This is a genomic window from Polaribacter sp. (assembly GCF_965660385.1).
GTDB lineage: Bacteria > Bacteroidota > Bacteroidia > Flavobacteriales > Flavobacteriaceae > Polaribacter.
This window is the reverse complement of sequence record NZ_CBFHZT010000027.1, coordinates 27,481-42,413: the sequence shown is the minus strand read 5'-3', so window position 1 is coordinate 42,413 and position 14,933 is coordinate 27,481. Positions and strand designations below refer to the sequence as shown.

The following is a 14,933-nucleotide window of genomic DNA, read 5'->3' as shown; positions in this document are numbered from 1 at the left end:
TATGGAAAATTAGTAGCGCAAGTGCCTATTGATAGCCAAGGTTGGAACGGAATTTATCAAGGAAACTTACTTCCTGCAGATGATTACTGGTTTAATATTACTTTAATTCCAACTGAAAATTCCAACAAACCCGTCATCAATAAAAAAGGAAATTTCTCGTTGTTGAGGTAGTAGGAATAGTTGTTTTCACCAAGATTCTGTCGTTATCTAATTTAAAGAAAAGAAATAAATGAACTTTAAAAGCTTATATTTTCTTTAAATAAATTATTATCATAATCTCAAAAAATACATTTTTTTTAATCAATAAATAAGAAAAATATATTTTTTATGAAACAAATTGAGTAAACCGTTTTTTTTTAACATTTTGTTTGGTAATTTATTTTTAAATATATTTGAAAAAATAAATTACCAAATCCATTATGAAATTAAAATTACTTATCACTCTTTTTTTTATTGGGACATTACTAGGTAATGCTCAAGTTATTTATAGTGACGAATTTGATGAAAACATCAATAAGCTTGCATCTACGAGTTCTTTGTCTTCAGTAATTAACTCTAATAATTTAGAAATTACAGGAAATGGAACTTCTGGTAGTTACCAAAACCTTGTTTATAATTTTCATAACTCAGGAACAAATACCACCATTAATGCATCTGCATCTCCAAAAATATATGTAAAAATTAAAGCTGAGAATTCACCCACAGTTCGTATAGATTTTGTAGATAAGAATGGATATTCAACTTCTTTGCATGGTCTTATTGCAACTCCTTCTTCTGAATATCAAATTTTTGAATTAAATTATACAGATAGACTTATTGATGGGGGCTATGGAGGCCCATGTACTTCAGGACCTTGTAACTTAGATCCAACTCAACTTACACAATTGTCATTCTATATTAACCCTGGTACTGGTGGATATACAGGTAAAATTAGTATCGAATGGATTTCTATAGGGGAATCTTTAGAAGTAGAGCCTGATCTTAATTTAAAGAATGCAAAAGTCATTGGATATTTACCTGATTATAGATTTAGTTTAAGTAATGAAATTGATTATACTAAATTAACTCATTTAATGATTTGTTTTGCAAACCCTGATGCTTCTGGAAATTTACAAATATCTGATTTCTCACAAGTTGTTGCTGATGCTAGAGCACAGAACCCTAATATAAAAATTTTATTATCATTAGCTGGAGGTGGTATCGAAAATACTCAAATAGCCAATTATTGGTCTAATCTCATAGATATTCCTGCAAACAGACCTGCATTTATTTCAAAAATCGTCAATTATGTAAACACACATAATTTCGATGGTATTGATATTGATTTAGAATTTGATTTAGTTACTCCTGGATATAGTGATTTTGTTTTGGAATTAAACACAGCATTAGACGCACACAATAAACTTATTACAGTTGCTTTTCCGAAAGTTTATTACACACATTTAACTCAAACTGCTTTAGAAGTTTTTGATTTTATTAACTTAATGGCTTATGATAATGCAGGTCTTTGGAGTGCATCTCCTGCTCAACATAGCTCGTTTACATTTTCGGAAGAAAATATCAATTTTTGGAAAACTACCGGTAAAATTAGCCCAGAGAAACTAATTTTAGGGGTTCCTTTCTACGGTCATAATTTTGATGCAAATACTTTTGTAACTTACGGAGAAATGGTTCAACAAAATCCTAACAATGCAAATGTTGATCAAATTGGAAACACTTTTTACAATGGAATACCGACTATTGAAAACAAGGTAGAACTGGCCTATAACAAGGTAGGAGGCATTATGATTTGGGAGTTGGGTCAAGATTCATTTACAGAAAACTCTTTATTAACAGCAATTCATGAAAAATATACTGACCTTAATGTAACAACTACTGGGTTAGGAAGCAATAGTACAACCTTATCTATTGAGGATAATTTAAATTTGGGTAATTTAATAAGCATTTATCCGAATCCAACAGAGGGAATTTTAAATATAAAGTCTGCAAATAAAATTAAGAATATAATTGTTTACAATACCCAAGGTAAGGTTGTAAATGTTTCTAAGTCTAAAAATTTAGATTTAAAAATATTAACAAGAGGCTTATACTTTTTAAAAGTGATTACCGAAAACAACAATATTATTACAAAAAAGGTCATCAAAAATTAAAAATAATCATTCAATGCAATTAGCAGCGAACCACTAAAAGGTTTAAAATTTTAATACTAAAATTAGTCCTTTTTTTTACTTAAAAAAAGAATCTACAAATTCTACTTTATTAAAAACTTGTAAATCGTCTATGCCTTCACCTACTCCAATGTATTTTACAGGAATTTGAAACTGGTCTGAAATACCGATTACAACACCACCTTTTGCTGTACCATCTAATTTAGTAACTGCTAAAGAAGTTACTTCTGTAGCTTTTGTAAATTGTTTGGCTTGTTCAAATGCATTTTGTCCTGTAGAACCATCTAAAACTAATAAAACATCGTGAGGAGAATTATCTACCACTTTTTGCATAACACGTTTAATCTTCGTCAACTCATTCATTAAATTAACTTTATTATGCAAACGACCTGCAGTGTCTATAATAACCACATCAGCATCTTGAGAAACTGCAGATTTTAAAGAATCGTAAGCTACTGAAGCAGGATCAGATCCCATTTCTTGACGAATAATTGGTACCTCTGTTCGGTCTGCCCAAACTTGTAATTGATCAATAGCAGCTGCTCTAAACGTATCTGCTGCTCCTAAAACTACTTTTAAACCTTGCTTTTTAAATTGACTAGCTAACTTACCAATTGTTGTTGTTTTCCCTACACCATTTACACCTACAACCATTAAAACATAAGGCATTTTTTTGCCATCTTTCTCAGAAATTTCTGGTATCGAAAACTCGGTTTCATTACCAATATTAGTTTCTGATAAAAGCCCAGCAATCTCTTCTCGAAGAATTCTATTGAGTTCGTCTGTACCAACGTACTTGTCTTTAGCAACACGTTCTTCAATTCGGTCGATAATTTTTAAGGTTGTGTTTACACCTACATCTGATGCTACCAATACCTCTTCTAAATTATCTAAAACATCATCATCTACTTTTGACTTTCCAGCAACTGCTTTCGATAATTTACCAAAGAAACTTTCTTTAGTTTTCTCTAACCCTTTGTCTAAGGTTTCTTTTTTTTCTTTCGAAAATATATTTTTAAAAAAACTCATTTTTCGAGTTGTTAATGGTGATTATTATTTTTTACTTGTCTAAAACTGTACCAATTTAAATAATTGACAAATTGGCTGTTAATCAACTCCTTTTGCAGACAAGTTGCGTTAGGGATTGTAGCATTTGTTTGAGCTCTTTTTTCTGGTTCCTGAATTTAATTCAGGAACCAGAAAAAAAGCGAGTGCGAAAAGCCCGACTTTAATCTTGAATGCTTTCAAGATAAAGTAACGCCCAACCTTTAAAAAATTTAATGATTAGGAAAAGTAAAGGTAAAAAAAAAGCTACAATCTAAAAGAATGTAGCTTTAAAATATTGTATAGTAAGTGATTACTTTTTTGCTAAAAAGTCGTTTACTTGAGATGGATCCATAATTGCTTCTACAAATGTATAAGCTCCTGTTTTTGGAGATTTCACCATTTTAATTGCTTTACTTAATCTCTTAGATCCTGTTTGTAACGATGCTACTGATTTCTTTGCCATTGTATAAATGTTTTAAATCTATGTGCTCTATTCTGAGTTCTAGATAGTTGTATTATTTAATTTCTTTGTGAACAGTCATTTTCTTTAAGATAGGATTGAATTTTTTAATTTCCATTCTATCTGGAGTGTTCTTTTTGTTCTTGGTAGTAATGTATCTAGAAGTTCCTGGTTGACCAGAAGTTTTGTGCTCTGTGCACTCTAAAATTACTTGAACTCTGTTTCCTTTTTTTGCCATCTCTATTCGAGTTTAAAAGTTTTAACGTTTAAAAGTTTGAAAGTTTTACAATTGAAAACTGAAACTGTAAACTGCGACTTATATTATTTTGTTAAAAATCCGTTTGCTCTTGCTTCTTTAATAACTGCAGAAATTCCTTTTTTATTGATATTCTTTAAAGCTGATGCAGATACTTTTAAAGTAATCCATTTATCTTCTTCCGGAATATAAAAACGCTTTGTCATTAAATTAGCGTCGAATGTTCTTTTGGTTCTATTTAAAGCTTTAGAAACGTTGTTTCCAACCATTGCTTTTTTTCCTGTTAATTCACAAACTCTAGACATCTTCTTACAGTATTTATAGTGTTATCTCTAAACGAGGTGCAAATTTACAAATAATTCTAAATATGAACAAAACAAATTTACTAATTATTTTAATATTTCTTTTTGAAGCAATTCTAAGGCCTTACTTACGGTTCTATTGATTACTTTTTCTCGGGGTTGCCCAAAATTGAATTTATCTACAAACTCATTTTTATCAGAAACAATGGCTATATAAACTAAACCTACACTTTTATCATTATGATCGGTTGTGGGCCCAGCATTACCTGTAACTGAAATAGCGTAATTTGTGTTAAGTTTTTCTTTAGCTCCTTTAGCCATTTGCAAAGCCACTTCTTTACTTACCACTGAATATTGTTCTATGGTTTTTGGTAAAACACCTAATAAATCGATTTTGGTTGCTGCTGAGTAGGTTACAAAACTACCTTTGTAATAAGCAGATGAACCTGCCACTGAAACTAAATTCGATGCTATTTTACCTCCTGTAAGGCTTTCTGCAGTACAAATGGTTTGATTATTTTTTTGCAACAACTCCCCTATTCTTTTTTCTAAAGAACTATCATCATCTAAACCTGTTATGATATCAGGAATTAATTGATAAACCTCTGCAACTTTTTCATTGAGTTCTTTTTCTAATAACTTTTTATTTTCGCCTTTGGCGGATAAACGTAAGCGAACTCTACCAAAGGATGGTAAATAGGCCAATTTGATATGCTTTGGCAAATTATCTTCAAAATCTTCAATAATTTCTGCAATAGTACTTTCTCCTTGTCCATAAGTCATTATAGTTTTATGAAGGATAAAGGGCAGTTTAAATTGTTGCTGAATTTTAGGCAAAACCTTGTTGGTAATTAATCCTTTCATTTCATACGGAACACCTGGTAGAGATACAAAAACAGTTTCATTTTCATAAAACCACATACCTGGCGCTGTTCCGAAATCGTTCATTAATAAGGTTGCTTTGGATGGCAGTTGCGCTTGATAACGCTGAATTTCTCTAAAAGGGTGATTTATTTTTTCAAAGAGTCCTTTAATATGTGTAATTACCTCTGGGTATTCTATAACTTTATCATCATTAAAAAATTTTGCAATTGTTTTTTTGGTGATATCATCTTTTGTAGGCCCTAAACCACCAGTTATAATAACGATATCAACTCTTTGCTGTGCCTCTTGCAATGCATTTAAAATGTGTTGTTGATCGTCTTGAATAGAGGTAATCTGATATACAGAAACACCTATTTTATTTAATTGTTGCCCAATAAACTGTGAATTGGTATCTACAATTTGCCCTATTAAAATTTCATCTCCTATCGTTATGATTTCGGCTTTCATTTTTTTTTAATCTAAAAATTTTAATATCCTAAGAAATTTATACATTGCTCAACCGTTATTTTTTATTCTTTTCCGATGTCATTTATTTTTGGAATAGCTGCATTATTTTTTTGCAATCTTTTCTTTATCAATATAAAGACAATAAATGAAACGATAATACTCAACACTATTGACAAGTTTCGATGATTGTCTAAATTTTGATGCACTTTAAAATTAGTAAACACACCATAAATCAAGAGATATACAATTCTAAAAATTAAACAAACAAAAAAACCAATACAAAAATAGAAGGCTTGATTTTTTTGGTATTTCTTGGCTAAAAACACAAAACTCCAGCCTATAAAAACAGAAGTTATAATTTGTATGATAAAATTGAACATTGCGCTAATTATCTATAAATTAAAAAAACAATATACTATTCTTCTTATACTAAGCCGAATTATTTAATCCTTATTTGAAATGCTTCTTTGCCTTCAATAATTCCTTTTAAATTATCATTTTCAGAAACATTACCCACTCCAGAAGGAGTTCCTGTAAAAATAATATCACCTTTTTTTAAGGTAAAATATTGAGATACATAGGCAATTAATTCGTCTATTTTCCACAGCATTGCATTTGTATTACCATCTTGAACCATTTCATCGTTTTTATACAATTGAAATTTTAAATTTTCTAAATCGAATTGCTCCTTTGGGTAAAATTCACCTACAACTGCACTTCCATCAAAAGCTTTGGCTTTTTCCCAAGGCAACCCTTTTTCTTTACATTTGGCTTGAACATCTCTGGCAGTAAAATCGATTCCTAAACCAATTTCATCATAATATTTATGTGCAAATTTGGCATCAATGTGTTTACCTACTTTATTAATTTTTACCAAAACCTCAACTTCATAATGTACATCATTAGAAAAAGGAGGAATAAAAAATGGATTTTTTTTAGGTAAAATTGCTGAATCTGGTTTTAAAAAAACAACAGGATGTTCTGGTTTCTCATTTGCCAATTCTTCTATGTGTTTTGCGTAATTGCGCCCAATACAGATTATTTTCATACTCAATTACTAATTTTAAATTACCAATTACGATTGCAATCCTTTATAGTTTAAGTTCGTAATTATTAATTCGTAATTATTTTTTACTCTCCAGCTTCCGGAAAAACTACTGCTCTATTTCCTGATACTATTATTTGATGATTTAAATGACATTTTACAGCTCTTGCCAATACCAATTTTTCGATATCTGCACCAATTCTTTTTAACGTTTGCGTGGTACTCTCGTGGGTTACTGGTTTTACATCTTGCTCTATAATTGGTCCTTCATCTAAATCTTCTGTGGCATAATGCGCTGTAGCACCAATTAACTTTACACCTCTTTCATAAGCTCTCTTATAAGGATTTGCCCCTTGAAAGGCAGGTAAAAAAGAATGATGAATGTTGATAATTTTATCTTTAAAATGATTGATAAAATCTGATGACAAAATCTGCATGTATCTTGCCATAACTACCAAATCTATATCGTTAACCTCTAGTAATTTTTTAACCTGTTCTTCTTGCTCTTTTTTAGTATTTTTTGAAACCGGTAAATGGTAAAAAGGCACTGCAAACATTTCAGCAATATGTCTTAATTTATCATGATTACTAATCACCATTTTTACTTCGCAATTCAACCTTCCTTCTTTATAACGCTCTAATAAATCGTATAAATTATGACTGGTATGTGAAACCATAATTGCAACATTTTGTTTTTTATCACCATAATGTACAGACCATGTAAATTGTAAAGGATTTGCTAAAGCTAAAAAACTTTTTTCTAAAGCTGATTTTGAAATCGCTGTTCCCTCTGCATTTAAACGAATACGCATAAAATACATATTCTCAACAGAATTTACATATTGCTGACAGCTTAAAATATTGAATCCTTTTTCATAAAAAAAACTGGTAATTTTTGCTACCAATCCTTTTTGATCTGGGCATTTTATTAAAAAAGTAACTACTTGTGATTTCATTCTATTTAATTATGAATTATTAATTTAAAATTACGAATCTAACATTGGTAATTTATAATTCTAAAATTTACAATTGTCTATGGTATCCATTTTTTAGGAAAATTAGGTTTTCTTTTTTCAAGAAACGCATCTCTTCCCTCCTTAGCTTCGTCTGTCATATAAGCTAAACGCGTAGCTTCACCTGCAAAAACTTGTTGCCCAACCATGCCATCATCTGTTAAGTTCATGGCAAATTTTAGCATTTTGATTGAAGTTGGACTTTTCGCTAAAATTTCTTGCGCCCATTCATACGCTGTACTTTCTAACTCATCATGAGGTATTACAGCATTTACCATTCCCATTTCATAAGCTTCTTGAGCCGAATAATTTCGTCCTAAAAAGAAAATTTCTCTTGCTTTTTTTTGCCCCACCATTTTAGCCAAATATGCAGATCCATAACCCCCATCAAAAGAAGTTACATCTGCATCTGTTTGTTTAAAAATAGCGTGTTCTTTAGAAGCTAAAGTTAAATCGCATACTACATGTAAACTATGTCCACCACCAACAGCCCAACCTGGAACCACACAAATCACAGCTTTAGGCATAAAGCGAATTAGTCTTTGCACTTCTAAGATATTTAATCGATGATACCCATCATCACCCACATAACCTTGATGCCCTCTTGCTTTTTGATCTCCTCCAGAACAAAAAGAGTAGACACCGTCTTTTGTGCTTGGTCCTTCAGCAGATAATAAAACTACCCCAATATTAACATCTTCGCCTGCATCATAAAAGGCATCATACAGTTCTGATGTTGTTTTTGGCCTGAATGCATTTCTAACATTTGGCCTATTAAAAGCTATTCTTGCAACTCCATTGCATTTTTTATAGGTAATATCTTCATATTCTTTAGCAGTTTTCCATTCAGGTTGTATCATAATTTTGTATTTTGGACGTTCATAAAGTGAACAAAAATCATCATCAGCAAAAATAAACATTCATAATTTATGATTAAGAAAACAGCCTCATTATTATTCATTCTTTTTTCTTTTGTAGGATTTTCTCAAAAAATAATTGAAAAAAGCTTGACATCTGAGATTTTAGAAACCACAAGAAATTTAAGAATTTATATTCCTGAAGGATATGAAAAAGATAGTATTAAAAACTATCCTTTAGCCGTAGTTTTAGATGAAGAATATTTGTTTGACACTTATGTGGGTAGTGCTGTATTGTTTGCAAAAAAAGATAAAGCCCCAAAACAAATAATAGTAGGGGTATCTATGGAAAAAACCAAAAACCTTGATATTGGCTTTAATCGCACTAATGGGCAATTAAACGCAGAAGCGAGATATTTTTATGAATTTTTAAGAGATGAAGTTATTTTTTATATGGAAAGCACTTACAGAACTTCTCCGTTTATTTCTTTAGTAGGTTATGGATATTCAGGGAATTTAGTTTCACATTTTTTAAAGGAAAATACGACTTTTATCAATTCTTTTATTTGCATCAATCCAAGTTTTTCAGATTTTATTGGGGGCGAATTGCAATCTTACAATTTAGGAAAGTTTGGCAAAGAAGATAATACATTTTATTTTTACACGAACAATTCATCATCATTTTCACCAGAAAAACAAGCTAAAATTAGCCGAGTTCAAAAAGGACTTAAAGGCCTAGATATTGAAAATTTTAATGTAATTAATGATGAAATTAACACAGCTAGCTCTATTTCTGCCATTGCTGAAGCAGTTCCAAGAGCAATGACTAAAATTTTTGAAATTTACTCTGCGATTTCTAAAGAAGAGTATGAGAAAAACATTAAAGATTTAGCCCCAAAAGATGCCATTTATTATTTAGAAAATAAATATTTAGAGATTCAGTTTTTGTTTGGTACAAATTTAGGCATCAGAGAAAAAGATATTTACGCCATTGAAAACATCATTATAGAAAAAGAAAATGGTGATAAGTTGAGAGATTTTGGTAAAATGATTTTAAAGCTTTTTCCAAGTTCGCCATTGGGTGAATATTATATAGGTAGATACTACGAAACAGGAAAAATGTATAAAAAAGCACTAAAATATTATAAAATTGGTTATGGAAAAATGGATCCTTCTGATCCTAATTCTGACGCTTATTATGAGAATATTTTGCGCTTAGGAGGACAGTAATGTAGTAAAAACAAATAAAGAATCGAAGAATAATGATTATAGATTTAATTTCGGATACTGTTACCAAACCTACTGCACAAATGCTAGAAGCCATGATGCAAGCAAAAGTTGGTGATGATGTTTTTAAAATGGATCCTACTGTAAATGCATTAGAAAGTAAAGTAGCCAATTTATTTAGCATGGAAGCTGCTCTTTTTTTTCCTTCTGGAACAATGGCTAATCAAACTGCCATAAAAATTCAAACACAACCAGGTGATCTAGTAATTTGTGACAAATACGCTCATATTTATAATTATGAAAGTGGAGGCGTTGCATTTAACTCTGGTGTTACCTGTAAATTGGTTGATGGTAATAGAGGAATGTTTACAGCTGAACAAATTGAAGAAATGGCTTCTGTTCAACCCCAAATCTATTTACCTTACACTAAAATGATTTGCGCTGAAAACACCACAAATAAAGGAGGTGGCGCTTGTTGGAATTTTAATGAATTACAAAAAATTAAAAAAATTGCAACAAAAAATAATTTAAAATTTCATTTAGATGGCGCTCGTTTATTTAATGCAATGGTGGCAAAAAATGAAACTCCAAAACAATATGGTGCTATTTTCGACACCATTTCTATTTGTTTTTCAAAAGGTTTGGGTGCACCTATTGGCTCTATGCTATTGGGTTCTAAAAAAGATATCAATCAAGCATTAAGAATTCGAAAATTATTGGGTGGAGGAATGCGTCAAATTGGTTTTTTAGCAGCTGCAGCAAATTACGCTCTAGACAATCATGTTAATCGATTAGCAGAAGATCATAAAAAAGCAAAAGAAATTGCCACTGTTTTAGAAACTTGTTGGTATATCACGAAAGTTGAACCCGTAGAAACTAATATTCTTATTTTTTATGTTGATGATAAAATTGGAGCTGATAATTTTATCCATAAAATGGCTGACAAGAACATTTTATTAACACCAATGGGAGAAGGCAAAATACGTATTGTAACGCATTTAGACTATACAGATGTGATGCACGAAAAACTTTTAAAAGAGTTAAAAAACTTTTAAAAATAAAATCGTATTACAGGAGATATTGGTGATGCAAAAATACTTTTATTCGTATCATATAAAACATCATAACGAATACCAAAAGCAAACCTGCCTTGATTGTAAGCAATACCTAAATGTAAGGCTGGAAAATTGGTTTTAAATGTAGTAAAACGATCTGTTTGTGAGGCAAAATGATACTCAAGATCGCCCGAAAACTGAATACCAAAATTAGTTTGAAATAACGAGATAATACTAATATTGTAAGCGTTTGTTGAAAAATCGCCTATTTCACGATACATATACCCTAAACCAGCTCCTGCTGCAAAACCGTTGTTAAAATTATATATGGCACTAGGTGAAATCCCTATATTGGTTTGATTTCCAAAACCTAAGGTAAACCCACCACCAAATTGCACATTATCCCAGAAATTTGAACGTTGAGAAAAGGTTGCTAAGGAAAAACTAATACAAAATAATAAGGCTATTTTTTTCATAACATAATTTAACTTAATGCATCTAATTTAGCCAACTCTTTATAATTTCTATTTAATTTTTTTAATAAAATTCCATAAACTATTTTGTAAAATAACCACAATAAAACTAAAGCTATCAACAAGAATATTATTTGTGAAACTATGGTGATAATAATGATTTGGGATGAATCTAAAGGCAAGTTTTCAGGATTCATAAATTCCATTAATTTTTCCGAATCAGAAAACATCACAATATTTAAAATTAGACTTGTTAAAAATACAGTCGCTAAATTGTAGAATACATAATATTTTACTGTTTTTCGAATACGTAAAATATTTCTCATCAGCTTTTTTGTATTGTCAGTTATCGATACTCTTTGATGGTTATTGTAAAACAGATATAAGAAAATAGTAATTACAACATAATGTAATACTAAAAATATGTTCATAAAATTAGTAAGATTCAATTCTTCATAAACCTGATAAAAACTATCTGGTATAATAAAATTTAACGCAGACCAAAATAAGAATTCCAAAATCCCGATAATAAAAATCCATTTTACAATAGATGATGATTTTGAATGCGCTAACTTATAAATATCTACTGTAGATAATTTACGAGTTTCTTCGGGTTGATTGCCCCAAATCTTTTTATAATTTTCTAATACATCCATAAATTATGGGTTTAGTATGTTTTTTAATTTCTCTTTTGCTCTATTCATTTTCACCCTAGCATTAACAGAAGTGATTCCTAGTGTTTCAGAAATTTCTTTATACGGTTTATCTTCTAAATACAAAAAAATCAAAGCCTTATCAATGTCATTTAAATTATGAATAGCTTTATACAACGATTTTAATTGCACTTCTTCTGTATCATCATAATCTGTAGCTTTAATTTTATAAGCAAAATCACTAATATCTTGCGTTTTAACTCTTCTAGTAGATTTTCTATACAAAGAAATGGCTGTATTTAAAGCCACTCTATACATCCAAGTACTAAATTTAGAATCACCTCTAAACTTTGGGTAATTTTTCCAAAGTTGTATAGTTATTTCTTGAAACAAATCATTGTGTGCATGTTGGTTTGTAGTATAAATTCTACAAATTTTATGCGCAATATTCTGATTTTGTTCAAAGTCTGATAAAAATTTAGTCTCTAAATCTTTCTGCACTTTAGCGATGATTAATTTTACATATAAGTAGCAAAGAAATAACAAATGTTACAATTATGTATAAATTTATTTTATTATCAAATAAATTTCCTAAATTTGTTGAACTTAAAAGGTAATAAATTGAACAATATAAAGCAAGATTTTACGATAAGAGATCTAGAAAACATTTCTGGTATCAAAGCTCATACAATCAGAATTTGGGAAAAGCGTTATAATTTGTTGCAACCTCGAAGAACAGAAACAAATATTCGATATTACACCCCACAAAATTTAACCAAACTATTAAACATTGTTTTATTAAATAATAACAATTATAAAATCTCTAAAATTGCGGCAATGTCTGAAGAGATGATTACCACAAAATCTAGGGAATTGGCATTTAGTGTTGCTACAAATGATGAAGCAATCAATTCGTTTAAAGTTGCTATGTTTCAGTTTGATAAAATTTTATTTAATAACACTTACAACAAACTTTTACATAAAAAAACCTTTAGAGAAATCTTCAAAGACATTTTTATTCCTTTTTTAGACCATATTGGTTTGTTGTGGCAAACAGAAACTTTATTACCAGCACACGAGCATTTTATTTCTAATTTAATAGCTCAAAAAATTCAAATTAATACAGAAAAACTACAGTACAGCATTGCAAATACAAACAAAACTTATGTACTATTTTTACCCGAAAATGAAATACATGAGCTGGGTTTAATGTATTTAAATTACGAATTAGTGCTAAGAGGTAATCATACAATTTATTTAGGTCAAAGTCTACCTTTAAATAATTTAAGCTATTTTTTAGATAGTAATCGCAAAATTTGTTTTGTAACTTCATTAACAATACAGCCTTATGATGATAAAATTGAGGAATATTTTAATGAGATCGCAGACGTAATGAAAAGCACAGACAATCAATTTATTGCTATTGGTAGAAAGGTTGAAAAAATTCAGGAAATGGATTTAACTGACAATATTAAATTGTATAAATCAGTTTCTGATTTGTTAAAACTCTTATAAAATTCTTGCCATTTTCATTTTTTGTTTGATTAATAATTATATTTGTTAAACAAAATCAATCAATGCATAACCAAATATATATTATAGGTTCAGGTTTTTCTGCCTTATCTGCTTCATGTTATTTATCTAAAGCAGGTTATAAAGTAACTGTACTCGAAAAAAATGACACTCTTGGAGGTAGAGCCAGACAGTTTAAGAAAGATGGATTTACTTTCGACTTAGGTCCCTCATGGTACTGGATGCCAGACGTTTTTGAACGTTTCTTTTCCGACTTTGGTAAAAAACCTTCAGATTATTACACATTAGATAAATTGAGCCCAGGCTATGAAGTGTATTTTGGTAAAAACGATTCCATTAAAATTTCAGATAAACTAAATGAAATTTATCAAATATTTGAAACTGAAGAAAAAGGTAGTAGTAAACATCTTAAAAGTTTTTTAGCATCAGCAAAAGCAAATTACGATACAGCTATCAAAGATTTGGTTTATAAACCAGGAATTTCGCCTTTAGAATTAGTTACAACTACTACAGTAGCCAGAGTAACTCAATTTTTTTCAACTATTAGAAAACAGGTTAGAAAAAATATCAAAAGTGAAAAACTTATTCAAATTTTAGAATTTCCAGTTTTATTTTTGGGCGCAAAACCTAGCAATACTCCAGCTTTTTATAATTTTATGAACTATGCAGATTTTGGTCTAGGTACATGGCACCCAAGAGGAGGCATGCACAAAGTAATTGAAGCTATGGTTACCTTAGCAAAAAGTTTAGGCGTTGAATTTGAAGTAAATGCAAACGTTGAAAAGATTATTGTTGATACTAATAAAAATGTAAAAGGGTTATTGGTAAATGGACAAGAAATTAAAACCAACTTAGTTTTAAGTGGTGCAGACTACCATCATACAGAAACCTTATTAGATAAAAGTTTAAGACAATACTCAGAATCCTATTGGAGCAAAAAAACATTTGCGCCATCCTCTTTGCTTTTTTATGTTGGTTTTGATAAAAAAATAAAAAATGCAAGCCATCATAATTTATTTTTTGATTCAGATTTTGATGCACACGCAAAAGAAATTTATGACACCCCAAAATGGCCTACAGAACCATTATTCTATGCAAACTTTACTTCTATGACAGATAAAACCTCTGCCCCAGAAGGTAAAGAAGCTGGTTTTTTCTTAATTCCATTAGCACCAGGCATTAAAGACACCCCAGAATTAAGAGAAAAATATTTTCATAAAATTATAGATAGATTTGAAGCATTAACTAATCAAAAAATAAAAGAAAACGTATTGTTTAAGAGGTCTTTTTGTGTAAAAGATTTCGAAGAAGAATACAACTCTTATAAAGGCAATGCGTATGGTATGGCAAATACATTATTACAAACTGCATTTTTAAGACCAAAAATAAAGAGTAGTAAAGTAAATAATTTGTATTTTACAGGGCAGTTAACGGTACCTGGTCCTGGTGTTCCTCCAGCTTTAATATCTGGTAAAATAGCAACAGAATTAATTATTAAAAAACAACACTAAC

The 14,933-nt window shown here is 30.0% G+C and carries 17 protein-coding genes; 6 read left to right on the top strand and 11 right to left on the bottom strand.

Annotation, left to right across the window (positions count from 1 at the left end; translation table 11 throughout):
- Both ACTG3V_RS09685 and ACTG3V_RS09680 read left to right on the top strand, forming a co-directional pair.
- Positions 1 to 171, top strand: a 171-nt coding sequence (locus ACTG3V_RS09685) for a T9SS type B sorting domain-containing protein (protein WP_439131966.1), incomplete at its 5' end; no start/stop codon positions are given.
- A gap of 248 nt (positions 172 to 419) precedes the next feature.
- Complete coding sequence (locus tag ACTG3V_RS09680; protein WP_439131965.1) at positions 420 to 2,150, top strand: glycosyl hydrolase family 18 protein; 1,731 nt, start codon at positions 420 to 422, stop codon at positions 2,148 to 2,150.
- Between the two features lie 75 nt (positions 2,151 to 2,225).
- On the opposite strand, the gene ftsY is transcribed toward ACTG3V_RS09680, so the two are convergent.
- From ftsY to ACTG3V_RS09640, 8 genes are all read right to left on the bottom strand, one after another.
- Positions 2,226 to 3,197: a signal recognition particle-docking protein FtsY gene (ftsY, locus tag ACTG3V_RS09675; protein WP_439131964.1), complete on the bottom strand. Its 972-nt coding sequence runs from the start codon at positions 3,195 to 3,197 to the stop codon at positions 2,226 to 2,228.
- Between the two features lie 328 nt (positions 3,198 to 3,525).
- Positions 3,526 to 3,678 carry a DUF4295 domain-containing protein gene (locus ACTG3V_RS09670; protein WP_439131963.1) on the bottom strand — a complete coding sequence of 51 codons (153 nt, stop codon included), beginning with the start codon at positions 3,676 to 3,678 and terminating at the stop codon, positions 3,526 to 3,528.
- A 52-nt stretch (positions 3,679 to 3,730) separates the two neighbouring features.
- Positions 3,731 to 3,913, bottom strand: coding sequence for a 50S ribosomal protein L33 (rpmG, locus tag ACTG3V_RS09665; RefSeq protein ID WP_439131962.1), 183 nt, complete (start codon positions 3,911 to 3,913; stop codon positions 3,731 to 3,733).
- An 83-nt stretch (positions 3,914 to 3,996) separates the two neighbouring features.
- Positions 3,997 to 4,236, bottom strand: a complete 240-nt coding sequence (gene rpmB / locus ACTG3V_RS09660) for a 50S ribosomal protein L28 (protein ID WP_439131961.1) — start codon at positions 4,234 to 4,236, stop codon at positions 3,997 to 3,999.
- A gap of 84 nt (positions 4,237 to 4,320) precedes the next feature.
- Complete coding sequence (locus ACTG3V_RS09655; RefSeq protein ID WP_439131960.1) at positions 4,321 to 5,565, bottom strand: competence/damage-inducible protein A; 1,245 nt, start codon at positions 5,563 to 5,565, stop codon at positions 4,321 to 4,323.
- Between the two features lie 439 nt (positions 5,566 to 6,004).
- A complete protein-coding gene (locus ACTG3V_RS09650) occupies positions 6,005 to 6,613 on the bottom strand; it encodes a fumarylacetoacetate hydrolase family protein (RefSeq protein ID WP_439131959.1) in 609 nt (202 codons plus the stop codon).
- 83 nt (positions 6,614 to 6,696) lie between these two features.
- Positions 6,697 to 7,566, bottom strand: a complete 870-nt coding sequence (gene purU, locus ACTG3V_RS09645) for a formyltetrahydrofolate deformylase (RefSeq protein WP_439131958.1) — start codon at positions 7,564 to 7,566, stop codon at positions 6,697 to 6,699.
- 77 nt (positions 7,567 to 7,643) lie between these two features.
- On the bottom strand, positions 7,644 to 8,483 hold the full coding sequence (locus tag ACTG3V_RS09640) for a 1,4-dihydroxy-2-naphthoyl-CoA synthase (protein WP_109404960.1): 840 nt from the start codon (positions 8,481 to 8,483) through the stop codon (positions 7,644 to 7,646).
- Positions 8,484 to 8,552: 69 nt separating this feature from the next.
- Here ACTG3V_RS09640 and ACTG3V_RS09635 point away from each other — a divergent pair, with 69 nt between their 5' ends.
- Together ACTG3V_RS09635 and ACTG3V_RS09630 are read left to right on the top strand one after the other, a co-directional pair.
- On the top strand, positions 8,553 to 9,710 hold the full coding sequence (locus ACTG3V_RS09635; RefSeq protein ID WP_439131957.1) for an alpha/beta hydrolase-fold protein: 1,158 nt from the start codon (positions 8,553 to 8,555) through the stop codon (positions 9,708 to 9,710).
- Between the two features lie 32 nt (positions 9,711 to 9,742).
- A complete protein-coding gene (locus ACTG3V_RS09630) occupies positions 9,743 to 10,762 on the top strand; it encodes a threonine aldolase family protein (RefSeq protein ID WP_439131956.1) in 1,020 nt (339 codons plus the stop codon).
- Here the strand turns inward: ACTG3V_RS09630 and ACTG3V_RS09625 are convergent.
- Genes ACTG3V_RS09625 through ACTG3V_RS09615 form a run of 3 tightly spaced genes read right to left on the bottom strand, consistent with a single transcriptional unit; the run spans position 10,759 to position 12,389 of the window.
- Positions 10,759 to 11,238, bottom strand: coding sequence for a hypothetical protein (locus ACTG3V_RS09625; RefSeq protein WP_439131955.1), 480 nt, complete (start codon positions 11,236 to 11,238; stop codon positions 10,759 to 10,761). The two genes, ACTG3V_RS09630 and ACTG3V_RS09625, sit on opposite strands and share 4 nt — an antisense overlap.
- A gap of 8 nt (positions 11,239 to 11,246) precedes the next feature.
- Positions 11,247 to 11,891 carry a hypothetical protein gene (locus ACTG3V_RS09620; protein ID WP_439131954.1) on the bottom strand — a complete coding sequence of 215 codons (645 nt, stop codon included), beginning with the start codon at positions 11,889 to 11,891 and terminating at the stop codon, positions 11,247 to 11,249.
- A gap of 3 nt (positions 11,892 to 11,894) precedes the next feature.
- The gene (locus ACTG3V_RS09615) at positions 11,895 to 12,389 is read right to left on the bottom strand and encodes an RNA polymerase sigma factor (protein ID WP_439131953.1); all 495 of its coding nucleotides are present in this window, start codon (positions 12,387 to 12,389) and stop codon (positions 11,895 to 11,897) included.
- A 120-nt stretch (positions 12,390 to 12,509) separates the two neighbouring features.
- Here ACTG3V_RS09615 and ACTG3V_RS09610 point away from each other — a divergent pair, with 120 nt between their 5' ends.
- Entirely contained in the window at positions 12,510 to 13,403 is an 894-nt protein-coding gene (locus tag ACTG3V_RS09610; protein WP_439131952.1) for a MerR family transcriptional regulator, read from the top strand.
- Between the two features lie 62 nt (positions 13,404 to 13,465).
- Positions 13,466 to 14,932, top strand: a complete 1,467-nt coding sequence (locus ACTG3V_RS09605) for a phytoene desaturase family protein (protein ID WP_439131951.1) — start codon at positions 13,466 to 13,468, stop codon at positions 14,930 to 14,932.
- Position 14,933: the final 1 nt, after the last annotated feature.